Below are 23,281 nucleotides of genomic sequence, written 5' to 3' on the forward strand. Positions count from 1 at the left end.
TTATTAAAGGGGCATACTGCCCTAAAAATAAATCCACATCTTCAATCCCTGCATACGTCCCTAGTATTTCAGGAGATACCACGCAAAGAGCCAAACTGGTCACACAAAGAAGGACAACTCCCAGACCTGTATTCAACACCCAAAGGTAGGAACTAAAATAACGTCCCATCTCTTTTAGATACACAGCCGTAAATACAGAATGTTTCTTGAGGTTGGCTTTCCTTCCTGGGGAGGCTGCATGGTATTGCAAAACATAAGAATTCAGCCTCGCATAACGGCACTCTACAATTTTTACAAATATACAGAAAACCAAAGCCGATAAGCTCCAGAACCCAACATTCCCAGCCAATGAAAAGTAATTCGTATATCGAAACCATGCCGATAAGGAATACAGCCTGCTGACTTGTTCCATGAGGATGACTCCTAAACTGCCGCCAGAAGCACCCGTCTGCATACTGTAGATCCCAATCCCCAGCAAACCTCCTAAAACTGCAAATGAAAAAACAAGAGAAACTATGTTTTTCCTTCGGAATTTAGAAGATACAACCGTAACCAGGACTCCAAGCAAAGAGGCAATGCACATCGGTACAAAAGGCACAAAAACGGCAGATGCCAAGTACATGAAAAAGAATAGCAAATGCGCCGACGCGTAAATCTGCCATATAATCCCTGCCGGGAGCATGAAGAGAATCCCTAACAAGAAATTCAGCAGATAAAGAAACCCAAATTTACTGCTGATAATTTCCTTTGCCTGAACCGGCAGGGAAGAAAGCATCTCATAATCCCTGCAGCCAAAAAGTATGCCGTTTGAACGCAGCACAGTAAATACAAGGATAATAAAGTTGGAAACGGACACCATGTAAGCCGGAATTAGCTGCGCCTGCCCCATCTTTGCAAGCGCAAGCGCTGTCATTATATTATAGCCACTCAACAAGGCCAATAATGTAAATATCCCAACTGCTGTGATAAAGGCAAAATTGCTCCTTTTCTTTTCGGAATGAAATAGCTCGTTTAATGAGAAATAATTATATATCTGTGTTTTTAACAGAAGCGTTGTTTTATTCATGACCCTGCACCTCCATAAAAACAGATTCCAGAGAATGGTTCCCCCTGACTGTTTCTATATTCCCAGATGTTATCAGCTCTCCTCGTTTAATGATGGCAATTTTATTGCAAAGTTTTTCTGCAACATCTAAAACATGCGTAGAAAAGAAAATTGCTCCTCCATTCTGTACAAGCTCTTGCATGGTCTGTTTCAGATGCCATGCCCCTTTGGGATCGAGTCCGACAAAAGGTTCATCTAAAATCAGTAGCTTGGGCTTATGAACCAAGGCAGCAATAATAGCCGTCCGTTGTTTCATCCCATGGGAATAAGATGCAATTACATTTCCCAGGCTGGAACTCATCTCAAAAAGTTCACTATACTTCTCAATCTGCTGCTTTCGTTCAGATAGTTCCACATCATAAATATCCGCAATAAAGTTAATGTACTGATATCCCGTCAAATGTTCATATAAATCCGGGTTATCTGGAATATAAGCCAGTACTTTTTTACACTGCAGCGGATCTGTGCGAATGGATTTACCATTGATGTAGATTTCCCCCTGGTCAAATTCATGGATACCGACCACAGCTTTTATCGTAGAGGTTTTCCCGGCTCCATTTGCACCGATAAATCCATAGATATCCCCCTCCTGTATCGATAGGGATAGATCATCAACAGCCTTTTTTCCGTTTGGATAAGTCTTTATAAGGTGTTCAATTTTCAACATTGATATGTCCTCCTTCACTGACATTTCGTCAGTTAGTATTTCAAAAATAACCGATAGCATAATCCATCGGATGTAAACTGACATTTTGTCAGTTGTTATGTGAAAAAATAGAATGAGATTGTCATTCTGCAAACTCTCATTCTGATTTATGAAAAAAGCGGTATTTGGGGATTTAATGCTCTTTCCAACAATTTTTTATATGTCTCTAAATAGCTCTCTAATTGCCCTTTGTCCCGGCCGGCAAGCTTAACGTCATTGGATACGAAAATATATCCTGTCATTAAAAATGAGGCTGTTTCCTTCGGAGAATCCACATGAAATATATTCTCCTTATTTCCCTGCTCAAGAATATATGCAAAATATTCTATCACACAGCTACATAATCTGTGGTAAAACCGATCCAGCATGTAGCGGTTTTCCTCCAGGTTTACTGCTTCCTGAAGGACTGAATTTTCGACCGTAATATCTTTATCTGAGATAGTAGTCATTGTAACAAAAGACCGAATTTTTTCAAGCGCACTCTTACTTTCGTCATATGTGAGATGCTCCAACTGCCGCAGCAACGGTTCGGAATATCTATTGATGATGCAGTATAAAATATCCTCCTTGTTCTTAAAGTGATAATAGAGAAGCCCACGGGATATTTTTACCTCATCAATGATGTCCTGTGTTGTTGTATTCAAATATCCCTTTGCGGTAAACAACCTGATTGCTGCATCCATGATTTCAGCCCTGCGAACCTCTGGCTCTTTCACATCACGCATAATATGGTACCTCCTTATGCATTAGAATAGCACACGACTGACAAATTGTCAATTAACAATGCATACCATTTTACTTACCGCGGCAGCCTTGTCCGCTATGATTGATTCCAGGCGGTGAAAAACGAAAAACTCTCCAAAATAGATACGCTGAAAAAACAATACTGGAATCAACAGCTAAAAAATGGCACTTGACTTTTATTGTAATATCACTTATTATAAGTATACTTATAACAAGGAGGAGAAAATATGTTTACCTATGAAAAATCTGTTACAGGCAAAGCTGACATTGAAAAGGTCTGGGAACTCTATTCCGATGTAACCCAGTGGAATTTGTGGGACGAAAGCGTTAAATCTGTCCAACTCTCTGGCCCCTTTTGTGCTGGTACTTACGGTGTTATGGAAATGACTCACGGACCGAACTTGCCTATCGTGCTGACCGAGTGCTCGGATAAGAAAAGTTTCACAACAAAATCCGAACTTGGCCCTATTACAGTCACATTTGGACATCTCTTGAAAGAGGACACAAATGGAGTTACGATTACACATACCGTTACCATTGAGGGCGGAGAAGAAAACCAAATGAAAGGTATGGGGGAAGGCATCGCGGCAGGAATACCTGGTTGTCTACGCAAGCTCTTTTCCGCATAATATGTTATTATGAAGTTTGCAGAATGTAAAAACCACAAAGAAAGTATAGGACTACTCTTTTGGCAGTCATCTATGCTTTGGCAAAGGAAAATTAAGCAGATATTACAGCCATACAATCTAACACATACACAGTTTGTAATTTTAGCTGTAATAGAAGAACTTTCTGAACAGGAAGTATGTATTACACAAAAAAAGATTTCTGATTTTTCTATGATTGATGTTATGACTGTATCTTCTACCGTTAGACTGCTTGAGAAAAAAGGGCTGATCTATCGTTTACCGCATAAGACAGATACAAGGGCAAATTCCATTTCCAATACTGAGGAAGGAAAAAACTGTTTGAAACAAGCGGTTATAGATGTTGAAGGGATTGATAAAGCCTTTTTCTTTAGTACTAATAAGGAAAATGCGCAGTTTCAAAATATGTTGTCACAGTTATTGTGTAAAAATTCGGAATGAACGTGTATCAGCTACCAGAGTTGATTTTACCAAAATGCTAGAAGCCCATAAAGGAACCCTTGCCTTAACTCGCTTGAAATATACTATCTGAATTAGATCCGAATATATTTCTTCCGGGTCATCGAAAATGGCTTGGAGGACTTTCTGAATGGTCATTAGAATCAAGCTTTAGAGCATGTGGATCATGTTCATCGCACCATCCGGCTGTACGGCAAGTGTACCGACATATCCTCCGGCATAAGACCAAGTCTGCTTAGGAGGTTTTGGATATTACCTAAAACGGAAGCGTTATCTGCGTAACCTTATATGGTCTTTTATACTGGCTTATAATATCCTCCATGCGGTATACAATCTGTCTTTTCTGACATTCTTCCGAGAAATATTCCCACAGTTTTCTCGCCTGTGGGCTGGTGCATTCATAGTATTCCCCATACCTTTTTCGGTAGGCTGCCACCAGACCCTCTCCTGGAAACTGTTCGTTAAGTTTCTGAAAATACCATGCCCTCTGATTGCCCCGCAAAGTCATGCCAAATGCAGGATAGATAAATTTAACCCCTGTATCCTCTGCCTTCCGGATAATCTCACCGATATTTTCCCGGTTGTCCTCAATAAAAGGCAGAACCGGCATGAGCAAAATGCCTGTATAAAGCCCTGCTCTGGCAAGCTTTTCTATCATTTCAAAGCGCTCCGTCGGGCGTGAAACGTTCGGTTCTATCTTCTCTGCCAAATCATCCCTTGCCGTTGTGATTGTAATCTTCAAAAGCACTGGAGAATGTTCTGCGATACTCTGCAGAATATCAATATCCCGGGAAAGCAACGAACTTTTTGTCGCAATCGCCGCGCCAAACCCAAACGCATCACACAATTCCAACGCATGCCTTGAAAGTTCAAGTTCCCGTTCAAAGGGATTATATGGGTCGCTCATGGCTCCGGTTCCTACCACCCCGCTTCTTGTTTTTCTGCGCAAATCATCCCTGATGATCCGCAGCGCATTCTCCTTAACGCGCACCTTGTCAAAATCATCTACTCCATAGCACTCCGAACGGCTGTCGCAATAAATACAGCCGTGACAGCAGCCCTTGTAAATATTCATATTGTAATCAATCCCAAACCATTTTGCAGGAGCCTTCGTTTTCGTTACGATTGTCTTTGCAGGGATATATTCCATCTGTTTCCTCCAAGTTCCAGTCCTAGTTACATTGTTTTAAAAACTGCAATATCCTTCGCTATTAAAGTGTATTTCTTTACAAAATCTGTTTTTGCATCCGTATAGCTATCACGGTTATGCTCGTATTGCTTCCATAACCCAAGTTTTAACTTTTCATATTCTTTGGCTGTATCAGGGTATTGATTCAAATAATCACGGAAATACAGTTCATCGTTATCGCCTTCCCTGCGCAAATGCAGATGAAAAACCTTCTCTGCAAAGCCCTTTTCCGTATATCCTTTATTAAACGATAAGCGCCGGCTGTTTTCTGACATGCATAAATACCCTGCAGAAGTAAGATATTATCCATATCTCTCAGCTCTTATCTCTTTACAGCTTTTTAATCGGAAAAAACATATATCCCTTTCCAGTCTGCGGACAAGTAAAATCATGAACTGCCCCTGTCAGTTGAAGACCATTATCTCCCAGATACTTTATCACCTCTGAAAAAGTGTCCTCATTTTCACGTTCCGCATAAATATATTCATAGCCGGGAACCACCCACTTTGTCCACCCGTCAGGAGCTTCTGCATCATCATTACATTCTACTCCGGCAAGATAAAGCCCCTTGCAAAAGTCCTCCCACGGATGAAAAGACCGGGAAAAATCAGACATTGCTCCCCATATGCCAGCGATATTGCCATTTTCGTCTTTCTTTGCCAAATGCTGAACTTCTCCAAAATGAGAATTTGCATCATCCCAAAGCTTTTGGATAAATCCTTCTCCATCTGATGTTGAACCCTCTTTTCCTATCACAACAAAAGAGGCTTTTTTGCATTTATCAATCTTCATATTTCTTATCCCTCTTGATTTCATTTATCGATTCTTTACGATACTATAATTTCATAATGTATTCTTTGCCCCGCATATTCGGAGAATGTTTCCTCACTCTTTTTTACAAACTGAAATCCCACACTTTCATAAGTGTGCTGAGCGGGAACGCAAATCTCATTTGTCCAAACAACTATCTTTTTTGCTCCCTGCGCAATCATACGCTGAACCGCTTCCTGCATTTGTCGTTTCCCATAGCCGTTTCCCTTGTATTCCGTCAAAATGCAGTTGTGCCCGACTTCTGCTGATTCAGGCAGGTTTGTCGGATTCCATGAAACAAATCCAACGGGCTTTCCTTCCAGAACTGTCATAAACCCGCTAACCTCGGCAATATGGGGATTATCATAAAAAAAATCATCAAAGTCCTGCCATTGGTTATGCCAATTAAGCTCGAATTTCGGCTCAAAAGAATAACTGTCTTTCAACAAGGCGGCAAGCGTTCCCCGAGGAAATTCTGTTATTTTCTTAAATTCAATATCCACTTTCTCTCTACCTCACCAATAAATCAGGGGCATTTTTAATAAACGCAATTAACTCTTCCAAATCAGTAAAACCATCATAATCTCCATATATCCCCTCTCTATGATAGACAACTCCGTTTTTTTCATTTCTTTCAAGGCAATCAAGCAAAGTTTCCAGACCATATCTTTTAGCAAATATCGTAAATCCATATGGCTTGAGCTTTGCTAAAAGTCCCTTTTTACAATCAGTTTCACATAAAAAACAATTTGATATCCCTTTTTTGATGGAACAAGTACGATTTTCACACCATTCTTTATCAGGACATTCACCAGAGTTACAGCCATTGCAGCCGACATTCTCAGAGCATAAGCAGCAAGCAAGTCCACATCTTGCAATCCCAAGTTCTCTTTTCATCCAAACGCCACCTCCATATTGCAATTTCCAATCTTCATATTCTTTCATCTGATTTCACAATTCATAATTGAGCATTAAACCTTGCCAAAACAATGATATCTCCTGACGATAAATTTTAATTATATTTCATCCCTGCATAAACCATAAGTCCAAATCCACTTACAAAACAAACCCCAAATGCAGTCCAACCCCATCCAGCTTGCGTAATAAAATCAATAATTCCCGTAAGAATGATTCCTATTCCAATTATGATTGCACCTTTTCCCATAAGCGCAGTATACTCTTTTTTATCTGCCTCCGCCACATTCTTATAATGGTAGTCATGTATGAGATTTATCTTCTCCCTTTTCCAAATGAACCAGCCGACAATCAAAAATATAATACCAATTATCAACAAAACGATTAGTTCCAACAGCATTCCATACCCCTCCATGATTTGTTATTATTCATTTTTCCTGTGTCTATAACATTTTCCATTCCGCGCGGTGCTATGTACTGGGTCATAATATCCTTTGGAATCGTAATTTCATACTCACAGGTCAAATCTTTGTTCAGCACAGAACGTACCACTCTGCCCTCAAGTTCCCGGTTTAATTCAATAAAACGTTCTGTCTCTGTTTTCAATGCTTTTGAAGAAACATATCTAAATCACCGATTTCAAGAAACTCTTCCCTTGCCCACGCAGACTGAGACGGATGTATTCCATGCCCCACTCTGTAAAGAATTTTCCGTACAGTTTTTTCGCCTGCCATCGCTTCCAACCGGCATATAAATGTATGCATATTGCAGCACTTGCAGCCAGCCTCGGTTTCCATATCCGGCAAAACAAGACCACCTGTTAGAATCCATTGTTCAAAAGCTTGCAAGATTAGACAGTGTATCGCCAGTAATCCGATATACCGTCCAATCATCCATAGGCTCTGCCCCCAGCGAAAGATAGAAATCAATACCAGGCTTGTTCCAATCAAGACACCACCACTCCAATCGCCCGCACCCACGCTCAACCGCGATAACCGCCAGCTTTTTCAGAATCGCCTTTCCATAACCTTTCCCACGATATTCAGGTTTTACAAACAGATCTTCAAGATAGATACCCGCCCTTCCGAGAAACGTAGAGAAGTTATGAAAGAAAAGTGCAAAACCAAGCCTTTCACTCGCTGTCCGGAATCTCCCTAGATCCTCTTCCGAAGCAGAATAAAGAACTTTTACATCTCCGACGAGCGGAAGAAGACCCTCTTCCAAATTTGCAATATTTCGGACACGTTCCCAGTCTATCGGAAAGATGTCATATCCTACTCCCGCAATCATAAAAGTTCCTGCCAGCCGATACCCCCGTTCTGTCCGGGGAATAAAATAACAATCCTATACTCACGTAATAATCTCCTCAATACTTTTCAATCCATTTTCTCGTATATCATCCAACTCTTCCGCTGACAAACATCCCGACTCATGTAGGCGCAGGTATTCTTTTGAAACATCCGAATCAAACATCAGGACATCATCTGAATTAATCGTAACGTCAACCCCGTTCCTATAGAGCAATGAGATCGGATGCTCTTTGAGCTTTTCCACTCTGCCCAGTAATATATTGCTTGTAGGTGTAATATTAAGACGGATGTGATTATCCGTTAAAAACCTCATAATCCCTTTATCATAAGCCGCTGCAATACCATGCTGTACTTCATCCAACTCTAACAATTCCACTGCTTTTTGGATGTCTTGTGCACTTCCCCATTCTCCAACATGCGCTTTTAACCGAAGGCCTTCTTTCTTAGCCCGGCGATAAACGGGTATAAACGTTTCAATAGGCTGCGCCATCTCATCTCCATACAAATCAATCGAATAGAAAGCACTGTTCCCCCAAAAATGCGAAAGACAGTCCTCCAGATAGCCAATGGAACAATGCCTGGAAAGCCCGATTTGCAGCCGTAGTTCCATGTCAGGAGCGATCTTCGCTTTCGCTTCATAAAAAGCATTGATAAGCTCATGGATGTCATTTCTAAAAAACTCTCCAAGCCCCCAGACATCCTCTCCAATCTCTAAAACCGTCACACCATCGTTTTTTGCCTGCTGAAAAGTCGCTTCAATCAGAAACTTTCTCATATCCGAAGAATCAAATCTCGAACCGATATACTTATCACTCCATCCATTCATTTCCTGCATGGATGAAAGCGGCCTCTCAAGCGGCATAATCTCTATATTTTTATATCGTTTTATATACTCGCGGCTTCCTCCAAGCACAAAATGATTATGTAAGTCCGCCTTTGCACAGACTCTTATATCTTCTAAACTATGCCGTTTCAGCCCTTCTATAAATTGACTCATTGTTTTTTAATCTCCATTTTACAGGATTCTTTCAGCTAAGATGACTTCCTCTGCAACGTTGCTCGTCGTTTCCATCAATGGTGTAAAACCATTTTTCAGCCAAAAGTGTTCCGACTGCGGGTTCCCCTTGACCCATGCCAGCCGAACCGACTCATATCCCAGACCAGAAAGATATCTGCACAAATAATCAATAATCTCCGTTCCTATTCCACGACCCTGTACCGAAATATCCGTCATAAAAAAACCGATATATACAATCAGCTTTTCGGGATAACCATCGTTTAAGTCCATAACTGCAATCAACTTTCCATCCTGACAGAACCCGATATAATATTTATCTTCGATTACCTTGCCAGGCGGCAATATTCTCATATCCTCCTGGATCGTCTGCCGTGTAACAAAGGGAGGGCAATATTCATAATAGTAAGATATTCTTGCTAAGCAGATCATATATTTCATCTACGTTCTTGTTGGTAAGTATATGAGCCTTATATTTATCTGATAATAATTCTACCTGCATGATTGCCACCTCAATGTTTTATTTTATCATTTACATCTGCCCAAAACAACAGTCCTTTCCGTTTTTGCAAAATGAGGGGCAATTTTTGCATAGTTCTTTTACATTTTTAGGGTATATATTTCCTTTAAATGACTAATTATCTGTATTATTCAAAAACATCTTTTCCGTTGATAAAGGGAAAGATGTTTTCAAATGCGCCAAATAAGTTATTTTCTATAAGTAATCAAATTATGTCATGTATCGGTATTTTGTGTATATTATTCATTTCTTTATGACCGGAATCTCCATTTCCTGCTGTTCTACGACATTTGACAAATAGCAGAATGTACCGTCCTCATATGACTGTATGACAACTTGATTTGTAAACGCATAATCCGAATCATAATCCGGCCATACGCCATCCACAAAGAGAGTTAATGTACCGTCTTCATTCTCTGTGTAGTCCACCACTTCACCGAACGGCGCATATGGCCTGACTGAAAACAAATCACATTCGTAAGTGTCGCTATCCGCATCATAACCGCAGCAATGGCGAAGCTGTTCTATAGTTATAGGAAAATATATTGTCATAATCTCTTCAAATATCTCTGCGTCAACTCTTCCTCCATGCACTTTCAGATATTCTCCCGTATGCATATGATAAATATCCCCAAACATAGTATCCATTATTATATCTTCCACATTGCTGCCGTTCCAGTCAACAGTCAGCAGATTATAATCTATATAGCTTAAGCCGGATATATACTTCTCTGTCAGCGCCCTGCAGTCCTCAGCTAATGGTTTTATCCTGTAGTGCTCCCGCAAATTTCCATGTGATATCTTTATTTTATTGGTATAGATAAAGTACCCTTTTTCTGTCAGCCTGATTTCTTCCAAATCCCATACGGATGTATGGGACAGTATGGGCACGCCTCCTTCCTGCCATGTAATTTCCACATAGTAAACCTGCAGCTTCCCTGCACGGTACAGAAAAGTGCGGCATCCAAACCGGCCGTCCCCATAGATATCACATATTGTAACCTGGGCCTCCTCTCCATCTGAATATCTGGAATAAAACATTTCTACCTCTTCATAATTTTCCATATTGATGCCTTTTGACACTGAAACATATCCAAGCCCGCCCATCCGGCTGACTGTCTCCCGCCTTTGTTCTTTTGTCCTCTGCCCCAGTTGATAAAAAGTCGTATCCAGCACCTTGATGTCCTTATATAAATCTGCACATCCTTCGGCGGCTGATATTGCGGCTTCCTGAAGCTGTTCCTGTTCTTCGCTTTCCAGGATGCTCACCGCCTCTTCTATTTCTTTCCCATAAGAGCTGCCATCCACATTTTCCCTGCTTTCTTCTGCCTGCTGCTCCTGCGGCTCCCCTGAAAATTCCTTTTCAGGGGAGATTGCCTTATCACAACCGAAATAAAGTAATAAGACAACAAAGCTACCTGCGGCAACAAAAAAGATACTTTCAAATAAACTCCTTTGGCATTCTATTTTTCTCTGTTTACTATACTTCATAACGTTCCTTACCTTTTCTGGTCGTATAATCTATATATAGTATTACATTTGTAAGATTTTAAGTCAAGAATAACTTATATTATCTACAATCTTACAGCCCCGTCTTATTTTCTCACCGTTTCCCCACTACCGGAATATCTAATTCCTGTTTTTGGATGGAATTGGATAAATAACGAAAGGCCCCATTCTCTAACGGTCTTACCACAATCTGATTTGTAAAGGCATAATCCGAACCATAATCCGGCCATACACCGTCCACAAACAGTGTAAGCGTTCCATCCACATTTTCTTTATAGTCCACCACTTCGGGAAACGGCGGCAATGGCTGCGAGATACTCATTTCATATTTATACGTATCCATGGCTGCATCGTAATTGCAGTACTCCCTTAATTGCTCTGCTGTTACCGGGAAATAAGTCATCATAATAGATTCATAAAGCTCTGCCGGGATCCCCTCACCGTCTGGCACAAATACCTCCCCTGTATGAATCCGATAAACATCCTCAAACATGCATGGCCTTAAAATTTCTTCCACATTTCCGCTGTCCCAATCCGTTATCATCACCGTATAACTCACATAACTAAGTCCAGAAACATATTTTTGGGTAAGCTCCCGGCAGGTTTCCGGCAGAGGCTTAACCCTGTAGTACTCCTTCAAATTACCATGTGCAACGATTACTGCATGTGTATAAATCAAATATCCCTTTTCCGTCAGCCGGATTTCTGTAATATCGTTGGTTCTGGCCGCCTGTATAACCGGTATTCCATTGTCTTGCCATCCAATCCCGATATAGTAGGTCTGCAGTATTCCCTGCCGGTAGACAAAGGTTCTGGAAGAAAATGTCCCGTCTATAAAAGGTTCGTAGATTGTAACCAGTGCCTCCTGCCCTGTGCGGTATTGGGAATAAAAATTTTCTACCTCTTCATAGTTACGCATATTCATATCATCCGAAACACTTACCATTCCATTGTCGCCCAACAGATTGACAATATCTCTTCTCTGCTGTTCTGTCAACTCAATAACCGAAGCGTAGCCGCTGTCCTTGCTGCTATTCACTGACTCTTTGGCAGAATAATAACCTGCACACATTTCTGCCGCCGATACTGCTTCATTCTGTAATTTTTTCTGTTCATCCATTGACAGGACACACTCCGGTTCCGTATACGCATACGGCTCCCCATCTACCGACCCCGGTTGTTCCTGGGATTCAATCCTGGCAAACGGCACTTTTACTCCCCTGCTGCCAGCCGGATACACTGCCTCTTTCATCTCTCCTACCACGTGCCCAACGGCTGCCAAGGATAGCGCTGATAAAAAACATACGCTGCATTTCTGTAAAGTACGTTTCATATGCTCTATCGTTCTCCCTTCCTGATAATATGCTTTACAATTCTTCTGTCAGGTAGAACATATGAAATTAAATGTCTGGCTATAACAAATCATTCCTTTTTTGCTGAATAAAGGGCGGTTTTTGCAGATTTTATATTATTCAGTCTACCAGTCATCACTTCAAACTCAATATGTTATTGTTGGCATTTCCAAATTGCCATCGGATGTTCCTTAATTCTTTCCACAATTTCTTCTTTCGTATCATTTGGTGTGTAATCCATATCAATATCCACAGACAAACGTGGTAGATTGAACACCGCCAGATTGATAGCTGTTCCACCTTTTAAAAGCAGATGGTCTCTTAGATATTCTTCTTCATTCAGATAATTCAATACATCCTTCAAGTGCAAGACCTTTTCAAAGGTATCTCTCACAAATCCATGCTGCTGTGCAATACGTCCAATCTCTGTTTTATTATACATCGGCATCCATCATTACCCCATTCTTCATATTTTGCAAATCATCCGGAACAACCAGTTTCCAAGTATCATCATAGCAGCCGCCATCCTGATCACGTGTAAGATAACGCTTGCTTTTGCCTATTTGTTTCTTACATTTTACAAAAAATGAATCAGTCAATCCCATTTGTTCCTTGTGCTACCATAATAAATATCCCATCTTCTGATACAAGAATTGATTTTGATAAAGTTCCAGGTACTTGATCAGTCTTTTCTCCTGTATTCTGTGCATACTTTCCACATTCTGCACCACTTCTTCAATGCCCGAAATCTTGTCCATATCCTTAATGCTGTCAACAATGGTTCGCTCCAAATTGGTCACTGCAACACCTCCGCTATAAGGAGGCTTCTCAATACCCTCTGAATTTTTTGACGCTACGAAACAAAACGTATAACCATCAAATGTAAAATTCCGGAAGCTAGTCCTTGATGATACATACACATCATAATAGACTTGATCTGTAATTCCATAATACTCCATGGCTGTATGATGAGACACATATGATGTTGGCGTAATGTGGCTGGCTATCTGAAAACGATTCGCAACCGGTGCGCCAGTTTCTCCGCTAACGCAGGTATACATATTATTACGAATCTTGGCCACCATTCCCTCTTTCATCAATCGCTTGATCGCCGAACGTGCGCTATCTATATTATTGTAAAACACATTTACATCTTCCATGTTGAAGACCGGTTTTTTAATAGTTCGAAATATAGGTTCATATTTCCACCTTCGTTCATTTTATCATCATTTTAATTTATATGTAAACTATTCCATCCACCTCTTAAACCAAAGATACTACCATGCCTTCATACAAATAAAAACGGATCTGCTGAAACATGCTCACTCCATCCAATAAACCTAATTGATCCGCTCTATGTTCTTCTACAATTGACAATCCCCTGAATCCCCTCTATAATATCTTTATTACACACGTAAGATTTGGAGGGATTTACCATGGCTGCTCTGCCGCAGATTTCCGAAGCTGAATATGAAGTGATGAAGGTCGTATGGAAGTACGCGCCCATCAATACCAATGAGATCACTGAGAAGTTACTGAAAACCACCGTCTGGAGCCCCAAAACCATACAAACCCTGATCAAACGTCTGGTGACGAAAGGCGCCCTCTCTTATGAGAAACAGGGCCGGATATTCGTCTACACCCCGCTTGTATTGGAACGGGAGTATGTGGGCCAGGAAAGCCGTTCGTTTCTGAAACGCTTTTACGGCGGGGATATTACTGCCATGCTGTCCGCATACATAGAAAATGACGGTCTGTCCGATACGGAGCTTGAACAGCTTCGCACCCTGCTTTCTGTAAAAAAGGATAAATGAGTTTGTAACTTTCGTCAGGAACTGTTCCTAACGAAATCTTGCGCTCCGGCTTGTCCGGGTTAAGGAAACAAAAAGGAGACAATACCTATGGCTGATTTTATGATTCGTTTTCTTATATGTAACCTATTCATCTGTGCCCTGGTTGGAATCCTTCTGGCCGCCAGGCATTTATTGAGAAATATCCTGTCAGGCCGGATGCAGTATCACCTGTGGTTTCTGCTGCTCGGCCTGCTTACTGTTCCGTTCCTGCCGCTTCGCCTAACAGGTTTCCCAATGCTTCTTGCCCGGCTTTTTGCATTTTGTAACCCCGCCCTGCCCGATACCAGAAGCGTTGTGAATCAAGGAGATGTGACGGCTCCTGCAGGAGATTCGGGCTGGCTGAATGATTTTACTCTCTCCATAAGCAATCAGACACCATCCATTGCCGGAACCATTTTACTGGGAATCTGGCTTGCCGGTATCCTTATCATGGTTGTGCGGACCGCCAGATCGTCCCTCCGCCTGCAGAACATCAGACAATCTGCCCTTCCTCTCCAAAATCCGGCAATCTGCAGACTATACCGCCATTGCCTGAAAGAACTCCATATCAGAAAGGAGATTCCCATATACAGTACCGCATTTTTGCAGTCGCCGGTTTTCACAGGGTTCCTAAGGCCGCGTATCTATCTTCCCATCCACATCATCTCCGATTACAGTAAGATAGATACCGACAAACTCTGCCAAGCATCCTGCGGTTCAAGTCCATCCGGAATGAACGGGCTTCACCAGATCCGCTACATGCTGCTGCACGAGCTGCAGCATTACAGGCACAAAGACGCGCTTGCAGGCTATCTGATGACCCTCACGGGAATCCTCTACTGGTTCAATCCCATGGTCTGGATTGCACTTAAGGAAATGCGAAATGACAGGGAAATCGCCTGCGACACGTCCGTACTGAATATGCTTGAACCAGATTCCTACGAGGATTACGGAATGACGCTGATCCATTTTGCCGAAAAGCTGTCCCGCCCTGCTTTTCCCTTTTCCGTTGGATTAAGCGGAAACATGTCACAGATGAAGCGGCGTATCCTCAATATCGCCGCCTACGAGACGCCCACCGCAAAGAAACGGCTTACAGGCATGACGGCATTCCTGATGGTAACAGTTCTCCTCACAAGCCTGGCTCCCCTGCTGTCTGCAAATGCAACAAAGGATGATTATTATGGATGGGATACATCTCATAAAAATATCAACGTCATAGATCTGTCTTCCTGCTTTCAGGGATACGAAGGAAGCTTCGTCCTATACAACATGGCACAGGATACGTGGAATATCTATGATATGGACCGTGCCGCCTTGCGGGTCTCTCCTGACTCTACCTATAAAATCTATGACGCCCTGTTCGGGCTGGAGGCCGGTGCCATTACACCGGAAGCTTCCGCCATGGAATGGAACCATGAACTCTATTCGTTCCAAGAATGGAACGCTGACCAGACTTTGCAGTCCGCCATGAGCGCTTCCGTGAACTGGTACTTTCAGGAAATAGATAAACAGCTTGGACTCTCTGGCATTGACCGCTATCTCCGGGAAATCAGATACGGCAATGAGAATTCCAAAGGCGGCCTCTCCTCCTACTGGATGGAATCTTCTTTAAAGATTTCCCCCATCGAACAGGTGGAGCTTTTGCGAAAGCTTTATGAAAACAACCTCGGCTTTGGCATCCAAAATGTTAATGCAGTAAAGGACTCTATCCTCCTGTCCTCTTCCGAAGCCGGAAACCTCTATGGAAAAACCGGCACCGGTTGTATCGACGGCAAGGATGTAAACGGATGGTTTGTAGGATATGTGGAAGCCCCTGACAATATGTGGTTCTTTGCAGCAAATATCGCCGCGAACGGCGGTGCCTCCGGCAGCCGCGCGGCAGAAATAACGCGGCACATTCTTTCTAAGATAAATATATGGCAATAAGGAGCTTCTGGATAGAAAGTCAAATGTCCATACAACAAATATGCCCACTTGGCTCGTTGCCTGCAGGAACAAAGGGGCTGCCTTTCTCAGGAGCCCCTTTTCCCTTGATACTATTGTTTCACTTCATAGCAGCGGCTGACTCCTGTACGGTTTCTCTATCTTTCCGAGACACTGACAGCTTCAGCCGCAACACTTCCACCCCTTACAATCTCAATCCTGTTTACAAACTTTCTTTTCAGCAATGCGATTAAATCATCATTCCTGTTTTCTGTCTGGGTACATTCCAAAAGGACGGTAGCGCCGTCATAGTCAATTATTGCAGCCCCGAATACTTTTGAAATCCGGAATAGTTCCGTTATGTCCGCATCTGAACAATGCTTCACCTTAACAAATAAAATTTCTTTCATGTGGATAGGTATATCTGTATAATCTACCACTTTGATCACCTCAACACTTCTGCTAAGCTGCTTCTTTATCTGCTCAAAAGTCCGGTCATCACTTGTCAGGCTGATTGTCATCCGTGATATGGTGCTGTCCTCAGTAACTCCGGCTGTCAGACTGTCCAGATTATAAGATTTTCCGGAAAACAAACCCGAAATACGGGCGAGTACACCTATTTCATTTTCAACAAACAGACAAATCCATCTCTTTTTCATTCCCTGTTTTCCTCTCTTTCTAAAATCATGTCATTCAGGGCGTTTCCCGGCGGAACAATCGGCAGGACATTGGCTTCTCTGTCTATGATAAACTCAATCACCGTAGGCATTTTTGTATTCTGCTTTGCACTGTCTAAAGCTGTTTTTATATCTTCTGCCTTTGTGACGCGGATTCCTTTTGCACCATAGCTTTCTGCCAGTGCAATGAAATCTGGCGTATATTTCGGACAATCATGACCAGGCTGGCTGCAGCCAATCTCACAGCTTCTCCGATAACGCATACATGTACTCGAATACCGCCTTTCATAAAACATTTCCTGCCATTGCCGCACATTCCCCAAGTATCCGTTATTCAGTATGCAGATAATGATTGGCAGTTCATAAACAACCGCAGTCGCCATTTCCTGGATATTCATCTGCATACCGCCATCGCCGGATATGACAATAACATCCTTATGCGGATTGCCAAGTTTTGCCCCGATTGCCGCAGGATAACCATACCCCATTGTCCCTAGACCGCCCGATGTCAACATTTGTTTATTCTCACCGCTATCAAGAAACTGTGTTGTCCACAATTGATTTTGCCCTACATCCGTAACGACAACAACATCTTTAAACCCTTCATTTATGGATTGAATGATCATCTGCGGCGTCAGACCAACCTTCCCCATATCAATCGGATATTCCTTTTTCCAACGGCTGATTTTATCCGTCCACTCTGAGATATGAAGGGGCTTTGCCTTTTTGAGCAAAGCGTCTATGGCCTTTTTCGCATCAGCTACAATCGGAACATCCACATCAATATTGCGGGAAATAGATGCCGCATCCACGTCAATGTGAATAATCTTTGCATTTCCCGCAAATTCCTCTATTTTCCCCGTAATGCGGTCATTAAACCGGGTTCCAATGGAAAAAAGAACGTCACAATTACTGATCGCTGCATTGGCGGCATAACTCCCATGGATCCCTATGTTGCCGACATAGGAACTGTTTGTTGTGGGAATTGCGCCTTTTCCCATGATTGTCGTAATAACAGGCACACCTGTCAGCTCTGCAAGCTGTGTCATCTCCTTCTCTGCATGGGCAATATGAACTCCGCCGCCAATCAGGAACACAGGCTTCTCCGCATGGTTTAAGATGTCCAGCGCCTTATTTAACTGTCCCATATGTACAGAGGTATTTGGCTTGTAGCCTCTGACCACAATTTCCTCCGGATAGAAATCGCTGCCATAAGCCCGCTGGACATCCTTTGGCAGATCAACAACCACTACCCCCGGTTTTCCGGTCTTTGCAATATAAAAAGCCTTTTTGATTGTTTCCGCCAAATCTTCCCTGTTTCGTACCGTTACGGCATATTTACAGATACTTCTTGTAATACCTACAATGTCTACCTCCTGAAAGGCGTCATTCCCAATAAGGTTTGTCGCCACCTGGCCCGTAAAACATACTAACGGAACGCTGTCATAATTTGCCGTAGCAATCCCTGTGACAAGATTCGTAGCCCCTGGCCCGCTTGTTACAAGACAGACACCAACTTTACCCGTAGAACGTGCATAACCGTCTGCCGCATGGATCAGCCCCTGCTCATGGCGAGGCAGGATCACATCTATTTCTTTTTCCCCATACAGTGCATTAAACAGATCTATCGCCTGTCCCCCCGGATAAGCGAACAATGTGTCAACTGCTTCTTCTTTTAGCGCCTTTACAAATAAATCCGCACCTGTTATCTGTTTCATAGCATCCTCCATTCTTCAATGCGTGTGCTTGCATGCATTATATTTCTTTTTTTGGCACTGCCCTCTGACAGCGCCAAATCTTACGGATCGATTCCTTTTACAAACATCTGCACACTTTCATTAATGTACCTGTCTTTTTCAATCTCTGTAAGCTCTTTTCCAAATGATGCATTCAGAAATGTATAGCCGAATGTTGCCGAAAATACGGTCAATGCCAGAGCCTCAAAATCTTTCTCCGGTATTTTTCCCATCGCACACATTTTATTCAGATAATCGGTAAATGTCCTCAAAAAAGCCTGGGGAACCTTCATAATAAGCTCTTTGGTTTCCTCATAGAGCTGCGGCGCCCTCAGACCGATTGACAGATTCACGAAATCCGGCGTCATCCTGTCAATATATGCCCTCATGAACATTTCCAGGTCTGCCTGCAAATCCCACTCTACATTTTCAAAAATCTCCGGTGTGACATTCGCCCGCCATCCAGCCTGGTTTGCCCCTTGTAAAACAATATCCTTTTTGCTCTCAAATTTGCGGAACAAGGTACACTCATTTACGCCGGCTACCCTTGCAATTTCTTTCGTGGTTGTTGCGACATATCCCTTGTCACGGACTAACGCCATCGCCGCATCAATGATCTTCTGGCTTGTCTCATCCACATTCTATTCCCCCTCTCTGCAGTTTTATCATTAATAATATCCTTTCATGCAAGTACATGCTTTCATCATAGCAGAATAAATATCTAAAGTCAATATCCTATAAATATCCAAACCTTTTATCTGCCCCCAACCCGATACCAGTATTCTGGGATTTCCCTGATCCCGTCACCAAGAATCCGATTGCCCAGATAGCGGAAACTGCCGTCTTCTGCAAATCTTACGGTCAATTCATGGGTTATGAGCCTGTCATCACATATAACCATGTCACACACTGCATCGACAGTCAGCGTAACCGTTCCATCTTCATTTTCTTTGATATCCGTAACCTCCGGAAGCGATGTTCCGAAGAAATTCGGATCATAATTTCCACATCCCAGCCGTTCCCACGTGTATCTCCGGCTTTCTTCATCAAATGCGGCATATTCCCGTATCTGTTCTGCTGTCACTGGCAGATACTCCATAAGCAGACTCTCAAACTCACCCTGCGGTATCCCATCCTGATCATCTGCGGGCAAAAAGGTCTCCTGGTATTTCATCTTATACAGATATTCATACAGTCCATTATAATCCAATTTCTCCATATGTCCTGCGTCCCAATCAGAACACAGCAGATTATTTCCCTTATACCCGATATCCCGGACGCACTTTTCAGACAGCTCTTTTTGTTCCTCAGTCATTGGTCTTATCCGGAGCAGACAGCTTCCATCCACGATCTCCGTTACTTCCGGCGGTTCGGGAACGCACATTTCATAGCAGAACCAGCCCTTGTCTGTGTAACTCCAGTCCTTTATTTTGGTATAAGAAATATACTCCACCCTTGGATGGTTGTCTTCCCGCCACGCTGCCCTTGCACTTAGGACATACATATCATTCCCGTCAAACGTATATTTTCTTCTTCCTATCCCTCCATCAGACTGTATCTCATAAACTACCGCAAATCCACTGTTTCCTTTTATGCATTCTTCCAGGAAGCCATCCATTTTCTCATAATTTTCCATATTGGAATACAACAGAGTTGAATGGACCGCTTCCCCTGTTTCCCCGGCTTTCTCCTGCATCATCTGAATGGTCTCATCAGAGAATCCGTCTGATAAAGTGTACACATCAGAAACCGCCTCCGCCATCCTGATACAATCCTCCTCTGCCTCTTCCCTTTCCTTATCATCGACCGGAAGATTGTAGCCTTTTTCCCATTGTTTTGCATCTTCTTTCCTTTTCTGTGTTTCTTTTTCTAAAGAAGATTCCTTCCTGTCCGGAATCTCTGCGCAAGCACACAAAATAGCAGCAAGCACAAACACCATAACCAAAATACATTTCTTCTGCAACGGCATATTATCTTCCTTTCACTCTATTACCGGAATTTCCAGCTCCTTCTGCTCTATCACGTTAGAAAGATATCGAAAAGTCCCGTCTTCAAACGGCTGTACAACAATCATATTAGTAAACGCATAATCCGAATTATAATCCGGCCATACACCATCGACAAACAGCGTTATCGTTCCATCCCCGTTTTCCGTATAATCAACCACTTCTCCAAAAGGCGGGTATGGACTTGCATATATCATTTCATAGGGGTAACTGCCACTGCCTGCATCATAGCCGCATACCTTTCGTACCTGTTCTACAGATACCGGAAAACATGCGGTCATGACCTGTTCATACACTTCTGCAGGGACAGTCCTGTCCTTCGTTCTGAAAATCTCACCTGTGTAAATGCGATAAATATCTTCAAACATACGAGGCATCAGAATATCCTCCACATTGCTGCTGTCCCAGTTTGTCACAAGCAGATTATAATTTACATAGCTTAGGCCGGATAAATACTTTTTGGTTAATTCCCTGCACTTGTCTGATATGGGACTTGTTCTAAAGCACTGGCGCAGGCTTGAATGCGGAATCAGGATTTCATAAGAATAGATAAAATATCCTTTTTCCGTTAATTTTATTTCTGCTATGCTGTTTTCCAAAGTACTCCTTATCTCAGGTATGCCGCCCTGCTGCCAGCCTATCCCTACATAATAGGTCTGCAGTTCATCCATCCTGTACAGGAAAGTAAATGCACCGATCAGGCCGTCCGGATTCACCTGGAAGATTGTGAACATGGACTCTTTTTGATTCAGATAATCGGCGTAAAATGCGTGGAGCCTTTCCGGATTTACCATATTGCAGTCCTCCGTAATGCTTACAAACCCCGCCTGTCCAAGAAGTGAGACCACTTCCTTACACTGCTCGCCTGTAAACTCTGCAATATTCGATGAAAAAGCAGGGCCGTCAGCGACCTCTATATTCTGATAGATACCTTTTACCTGCTCTGCTGCCGTCAAAGCCGTCTCCTGAATCTTCTTCTTTTCTTCCTCTGTAAAAAGGCAGACTTTCCTCTCCTGGGTAACTGGCGCCTGGGAATCAGAAGATTTTGCAGTGATATTGCCGATATCTATTTCGTCCCCGTCTATCTCGTCAGCATCTATTCCTTCCATATGATTAACAGGAACTTCTGCCTTTTGCGCCCTGATTTCCTCTATGTTTTCCTCTCCTGAATTATTCTGCTTTGGTCCTTTTAAAACTATGACACAGGCGATAACAATAACCAGCAATTCTATGATGAAAACGCCCTTTTTTTGAATCAGCCATTTCACATTTTCCATCATTCCATGCCTCCATACATCTCTTCCCACTGTTCCGGAGTCAGACGCGGCTTATGCCAAGTTCCCTCCTGATTCTCCTCTGACGGTATAACCCGGTTAGATACATACTGCACCCCTCCGCCTTCCAAAGGGCGGACCACCACCTCGTGGGCATATACTTTGGAAATGCCTGCATAAGGAAATACCACATTTACTGTCAGCGTTATGGTTCCGTCACTGTTTTCCGTATACTGAACTACTTCCGGATATGGATACTCCGGATATTCCACTTCATAAAAGCCTCTCGGCTTATATTCATACGTCCCATCCTCCGGATAAAAAACCGTTTTTGACTGCAATGTACCGCTGTCTATGTTGATATATCTTTGAATGACGTTCTCAAATTCATCCTCCGGTATCCTGTATACCGCGCCGACCCCTAAGTTATCGTCCATACCATATGGGATCTGCCCGCCGTTTACCCTGGGGTAAAACAGGTCATACAGATCATAGAAATCCAACGTCCCAAAATCATTCTCATTCCAATCCACCAGAAACAGGTTGTTCCTCTCATAACCGGCAGGAAGGATATACTGCCGGTTCAGCTCCCTGCATGTTTCGTCTAAAGGCAGCACCCGAAACGCAGCATACTCGCTGGCTTCACTCATAGTGAGCACATATAACTGTTCGGAAAAATAACTGCCGGAAAACATCAGATATCCGTCCTCCGTGTATTCCCACCGGTCCGCATGAAAACCAGCTGTAGACACCTTTTCCATGTCCTGATCCTTATACTTGTAATAACTGGTGGTTGCTTCTACCTCTCCGTCTTTTGTCGTCAGGTCATATTTCACAATCCCGTCCAAGACTCCCTCAAGGTCATTGATTTTAAGAATGGTCAGCTCTCCTTCCTCTTTCGCGTCTACTTTCCCGCAGAAGCTGATGACCTGCTCCGGTTCTGTCATGTCAATCTGGTTCCTTCCGTCAACGGCCGCATAACCATGATTGCCAAATTGGTTTACAATACTGCGGAACATTTCCAAATCCTCCATACGTCCTGCTTCCTCGGCATCTCTAAAAAGCTCATATCCAATCTCGATCACTGGGTCTGCTTTCTCCTGAGCCTCCTTCCCGGACTTTACCGCCCTGTTCTCCTGTTCATCATCTCCAGATTCCGTCTGGGATGTATCAGTACACCCAGATATACTCAAAAGCAAGATAATAATAAGAGGAAGAACGAACCAGTTTCTTCCCATCTTCTGCTTGTATCTGTCTTTTCCTTCAAACCTCATATCTGCCTCCATTCATCTGTTCTAAATCCCGCGTATCTATAGGCTTCAAAAGAAATACTACGCATGTAGGATTTAAAGTCAAAAAAAATTATAAATCTATTGTCTCAAAATAAATATTACATATGTAGGATTTGAAAGTCAAGAGAAAAATGTAAATGTTTCCCTTTCCTTCAAGATACAGAAACACCGTTAACGGCAGGTTTTGCATGGATAAATTTCAAAATATTGTCATTGAACCTTATCTTTTACGCTTTGGGTATCGCTCATGTTCCTCC

27 protein-coding genes and 1 pseudogene are annotated in these 23,281 nt (G+C 42.6%); 4 read left to right on the plus strand and 24 right to left on the minus strand.

Going from position 1 to position 23,281, the window contains the following annotated elements:
- The 3 genes from AC6I3O_RS26420 to AC6I3O_RS26430 form a co-directional block, all read right to left on the minus strand.
- Positions 1-1,066, minus strand: a 1,066-nt coding sequence (locus AC6I3O_RS26420) for a putative ABC transporter permease subunit (protein ID WP_497853681.1), incomplete at its 3' end; no start/stop codon positions are given.
- On the minus strand, positions 1,059-1,772 hold the full coding sequence (locus AC6I3O_RS26425; RefSeq protein WP_016220630.1) for an ABC transporter ATP-binding protein: 714 nt from the start codon (positions 1,770-1,772) through the stop codon (positions 1,059-1,061). The genes AC6I3O_RS26420 and AC6I3O_RS26425, both read right to left, overlap by 8 nt.
- A 146-nt stretch (positions 1,773-1,918) precedes the next feature.
- Positions 1,919-2,536, minus strand: coding sequence for a TetR/AcrR family transcriptional regulator (locus AC6I3O_RS26430; RefSeq protein WP_016220631.1), 618 nt, complete (start codon positions 2,534-2,536; stop codon positions 1,919-1,921).
- Positions 2,537-2,782: 246 nt separating this feature from the next.
- Between AC6I3O_RS26430 and AC6I3O_RS26435 the strand changes: the two genes are divergently transcribed.
- On the plus strand, positions 2,783-3,184 hold the full coding sequence (locus tag AC6I3O_RS26435; RefSeq protein ID WP_016220632.1) for an SRPBCC family protein: 402 nt from the start codon (positions 2,783-2,785) through the stop codon (positions 3,182-3,184).
- A 9-nt stretch (positions 3,185-3,193) separates the two neighbouring features.
- Positions 3,194-3,643 carry a MarR family winged helix-turn-helix transcriptional regulator gene (locus tag AC6I3O_RS26440; RefSeq protein ID WP_022745031.1) on the plus strand — a complete coding sequence of 150 codons (450 nt, stop codon included), beginning with the start codon at positions 3,194-3,196 and terminating at the stop codon, positions 3,641-3,643.
- 274 nt (positions 3,644-3,917) lie between these two features.
- On the opposite strand, the gene AC6I3O_RS26445 is transcribed toward AC6I3O_RS26440, so the two are convergent.
- The 15 genes and pseudogenes from AC6I3O_RS26445 to AC6I3O_RS26515 all read right to left on the minus strand — a co-directional run bounded on the left by AC6I3O_RS26445 (position 3,918) and on the right by AC6I3O_RS26515 (position 13,441).
- Positions 3,918-4,811, minus strand: a complete 894-nt coding sequence (locus AC6I3O_RS26445) for an SPL family radical SAM protein (protein WP_016220634.1) — start codon at positions 4,809-4,811, stop codon at positions 3,918-3,920.
- A gap of 26 nt (positions 4,812-4,837) precedes the next feature.
- Positions 4,838-5,137 (minus strand): annotated as a pseudogene (locus AC6I3O_RS26450) (GrpB family protein); the annotation flags it as partial.
- Positions 5,138-5,180: 43 nt separating this feature from the next.
- Positions 5,181-5,642: a GyrI-like domain-containing protein gene (locus AC6I3O_RS26455; protein WP_016220636.1), complete on the minus strand. Its 462-nt coding sequence runs from the start codon at positions 5,640-5,642 to the stop codon at positions 5,181-5,183.
- Positions 5,643-5,677: 35 nt separating this feature from the next.
- On the minus strand, positions 5,678-6,163 hold the full coding sequence (locus tag AC6I3O_RS26460; RefSeq protein ID WP_016220637.1) for a GNAT family N-acetyltransferase: 486 nt from the start codon (positions 6,161-6,163) through the stop codon (positions 5,678-5,680).
- Positions 6,164-6,170: 7 nt separating this feature from the next.
- The gene (locus tag AC6I3O_RS26465) at positions 6,171-6,557 is read right to left on the minus strand and encodes a DUF3795 domain-containing protein (RefSeq protein WP_497853685.1); all 387 of its coding nucleotides are present in this window, start codon (positions 6,555-6,557) and stop codon (positions 6,171-6,173) included.
- A 115-nt stretch (positions 6,558-6,672) separates the two neighbouring features.
- On the minus strand, positions 6,673-6,975 hold the full coding sequence (locus AC6I3O_RS26470; RefSeq protein ID WP_497853687.1) for a DUF3784 domain-containing protein: 303 nt from the start codon (positions 6,973-6,975) through the stop codon (positions 6,673-6,675).
- 202 nt (positions 6,976-7,177) lie between these two features.
- Complete coding sequence (locus AC6I3O_RS26475; protein WP_497853689.1) at positions 7,178-7,381, minus strand: hypothetical protein; 204 nt, start codon at positions 7,379-7,381, stop codon at positions 7,178-7,180.
- Between the two features lie 28 nt (positions 7,382-7,409).
- Complete coding sequence (locus AC6I3O_RS26480; protein WP_497853693.1) at positions 7,410-7,865, minus strand: GNAT family N-acetyltransferase; 456 nt, start codon at positions 7,863-7,865, stop codon at positions 7,410-7,412.
- 60 nt (positions 7,866-7,925) lie between these two features.
- Positions 7,926-8,882: an amidohydrolase family protein gene (locus AC6I3O_RS26485; protein ID WP_159757744.1), complete on the minus strand. Its 957-nt coding sequence runs from the start codon at positions 8,880-8,882 to the stop codon at positions 7,926-7,928.
- An 18-nt stretch (positions 8,883-8,900) separates the two neighbouring features.
- On the minus strand, positions 8,901-9,254 hold the full coding sequence (locus tag AC6I3O_RS26490; protein WP_497853696.1) for a GNAT family N-acetyltransferase: 354 nt from the start codon (positions 9,252-9,254) through the stop codon (positions 8,901-8,903).
- Positions 9,255-9,663: 409 nt separating this feature from the next.
- Entirely contained in the window at positions 9,664-10,911 is a 1,248-nt protein-coding gene (locus AC6I3O_RS26495) for a DUF6070 family protein (RefSeq protein WP_497853698.1), read from the minus strand.
- Positions 10,912-11,023: 112 nt separating this feature from the next.
- The gene (locus AC6I3O_RS26500) at positions 11,024-12,262 is read right to left on the minus strand and encodes a DUF6070 family protein (RefSeq protein ID WP_497853700.1); all 1,239 of its coding nucleotides are present in this window, start codon (positions 12,260-12,262) and stop codon (positions 11,024-11,026) included.
- A gap of 173 nt (positions 12,263-12,435) precedes the next feature.
- A complete protein-coding gene (locus AC6I3O_RS26505) occupies positions 12,436-12,729 on the minus strand; it encodes a nucleotidyl transferase AbiEii/AbiGii toxin family protein (RefSeq protein ID WP_022745040.1) in 294 nt (97 codons plus the stop codon).
- On the minus strand, positions 12,716-12,880 hold the full coding sequence (locus AC6I3O_RS26510; RefSeq protein ID WP_497853702.1) for a hypothetical protein: 165 nt from the start codon (positions 12,878-12,880) through the stop codon (positions 12,716-12,718). The genes AC6I3O_RS26505 and AC6I3O_RS26510 overlap by 14 nt, the downstream gene beginning before the upstream one ends.
- 18 nt (positions 12,881-12,898) lie before the next feature.
- Entirely contained in the window at positions 12,899-13,441 is a 543-nt protein-coding gene (locus tag AC6I3O_RS26515) for a type IV toxin-antitoxin system AbiEi family antitoxin domain-containing protein (RefSeq protein ID WP_497853704.1), read from the minus strand.
- A gap of 276 nt (positions 13,442-13,717) precedes the next feature.
- On the opposite strand from AC6I3O_RS26515, the gene AC6I3O_RS26520 reads away from it, so the two are divergent.
- A complete protein-coding gene (locus tag AC6I3O_RS26520; protein WP_016220655.1) occupies positions 13,718-14,095 on the plus strand; it encodes a BlaI/MecI/CopY family transcriptional regulator in 378 nt (125 codons plus the stop codon).
- A gap of 87 nt (positions 14,096-14,182) precedes the next feature.
- Positions 14,183-16,042 (plus strand): BlaR1 family beta-lactam sensor/signal transducer, encoded by a 1,860-nt coding sequence (locus AC6I3O_RS26525; protein ID WP_497853707.1) that lies wholly within the window; start codon positions 14,183-14,185, stop codon positions 16,040-16,042.
- 155 nt (positions 16,043-16,197) lie between these two features.
- On the opposite strand, the gene ilvN is transcribed toward AC6I3O_RS26525, so the two are convergent.
- From ilvN to AC6I3O_RS26555, 6 genes are all read right to left on the minus strand, one after another.
- Positions 16,198-16,698, minus strand: a complete 501-nt coding sequence (gene ilvN / locus AC6I3O_RS26530; RefSeq protein WP_159757768.1) for an acetolactate synthase small subunit — start codon at positions 16,696-16,698, stop codon at positions 16,198-16,200.
- Entirely contained in the window at positions 16,695-18,434 is a 1,740-nt protein-coding gene (ilvB, locus tag AC6I3O_RS26535) for a biosynthetic-type acetolactate synthase large subunit (RefSeq protein ID WP_497853709.1), read from the minus strand. Before ilvB ends, ilvN begins: the two co-directional genes overlap by 4 nt.
- A gap of 80 nt (positions 18,435-18,514) precedes the next feature.
- Positions 18,515-19,090 (minus strand): TetR/AcrR family transcriptional regulator, encoded by a 576-nt coding sequence (locus tag AC6I3O_RS26540; protein WP_497853711.1) that lies wholly within the window; start codon positions 19,088-19,090, stop codon positions 18,515-18,517.
- 116 nt (positions 19,091-19,206) lie between these two features.
- A complete protein-coding gene (locus AC6I3O_RS26545) occupies positions 19,207-20,421 on the minus strand; it encodes a DUF6070 family protein (RefSeq protein ID WP_497853714.1) in 1,215 nt (404 codons plus the stop codon).
- 12 nt (positions 20,422-20,433) lie between these two features.
- Positions 20,434-21,738: a DUF6070 family protein gene (locus AC6I3O_RS26550; protein WP_497853716.1), complete on the minus strand. Its 1,305-nt coding sequence runs from the start codon at positions 21,736-21,738 to the stop codon at positions 20,434-20,436.
- Complete coding sequence (locus tag AC6I3O_RS26555) at positions 21,735-23,006, minus strand: DUF6070 family protein (RefSeq protein ID WP_497853718.1); 1,272 nt, start codon at positions 23,004-23,006, stop codon at positions 21,735-21,737. Before AC6I3O_RS26555 ends, AC6I3O_RS26550 begins: the two co-directional genes overlap by 4 nt.
- Positions 23,007-23,281 lie beyond the last annotated feature (275 nt).

Source organism: Sporofaciens sp. St.21A7, from assembly GCF_059728535.1.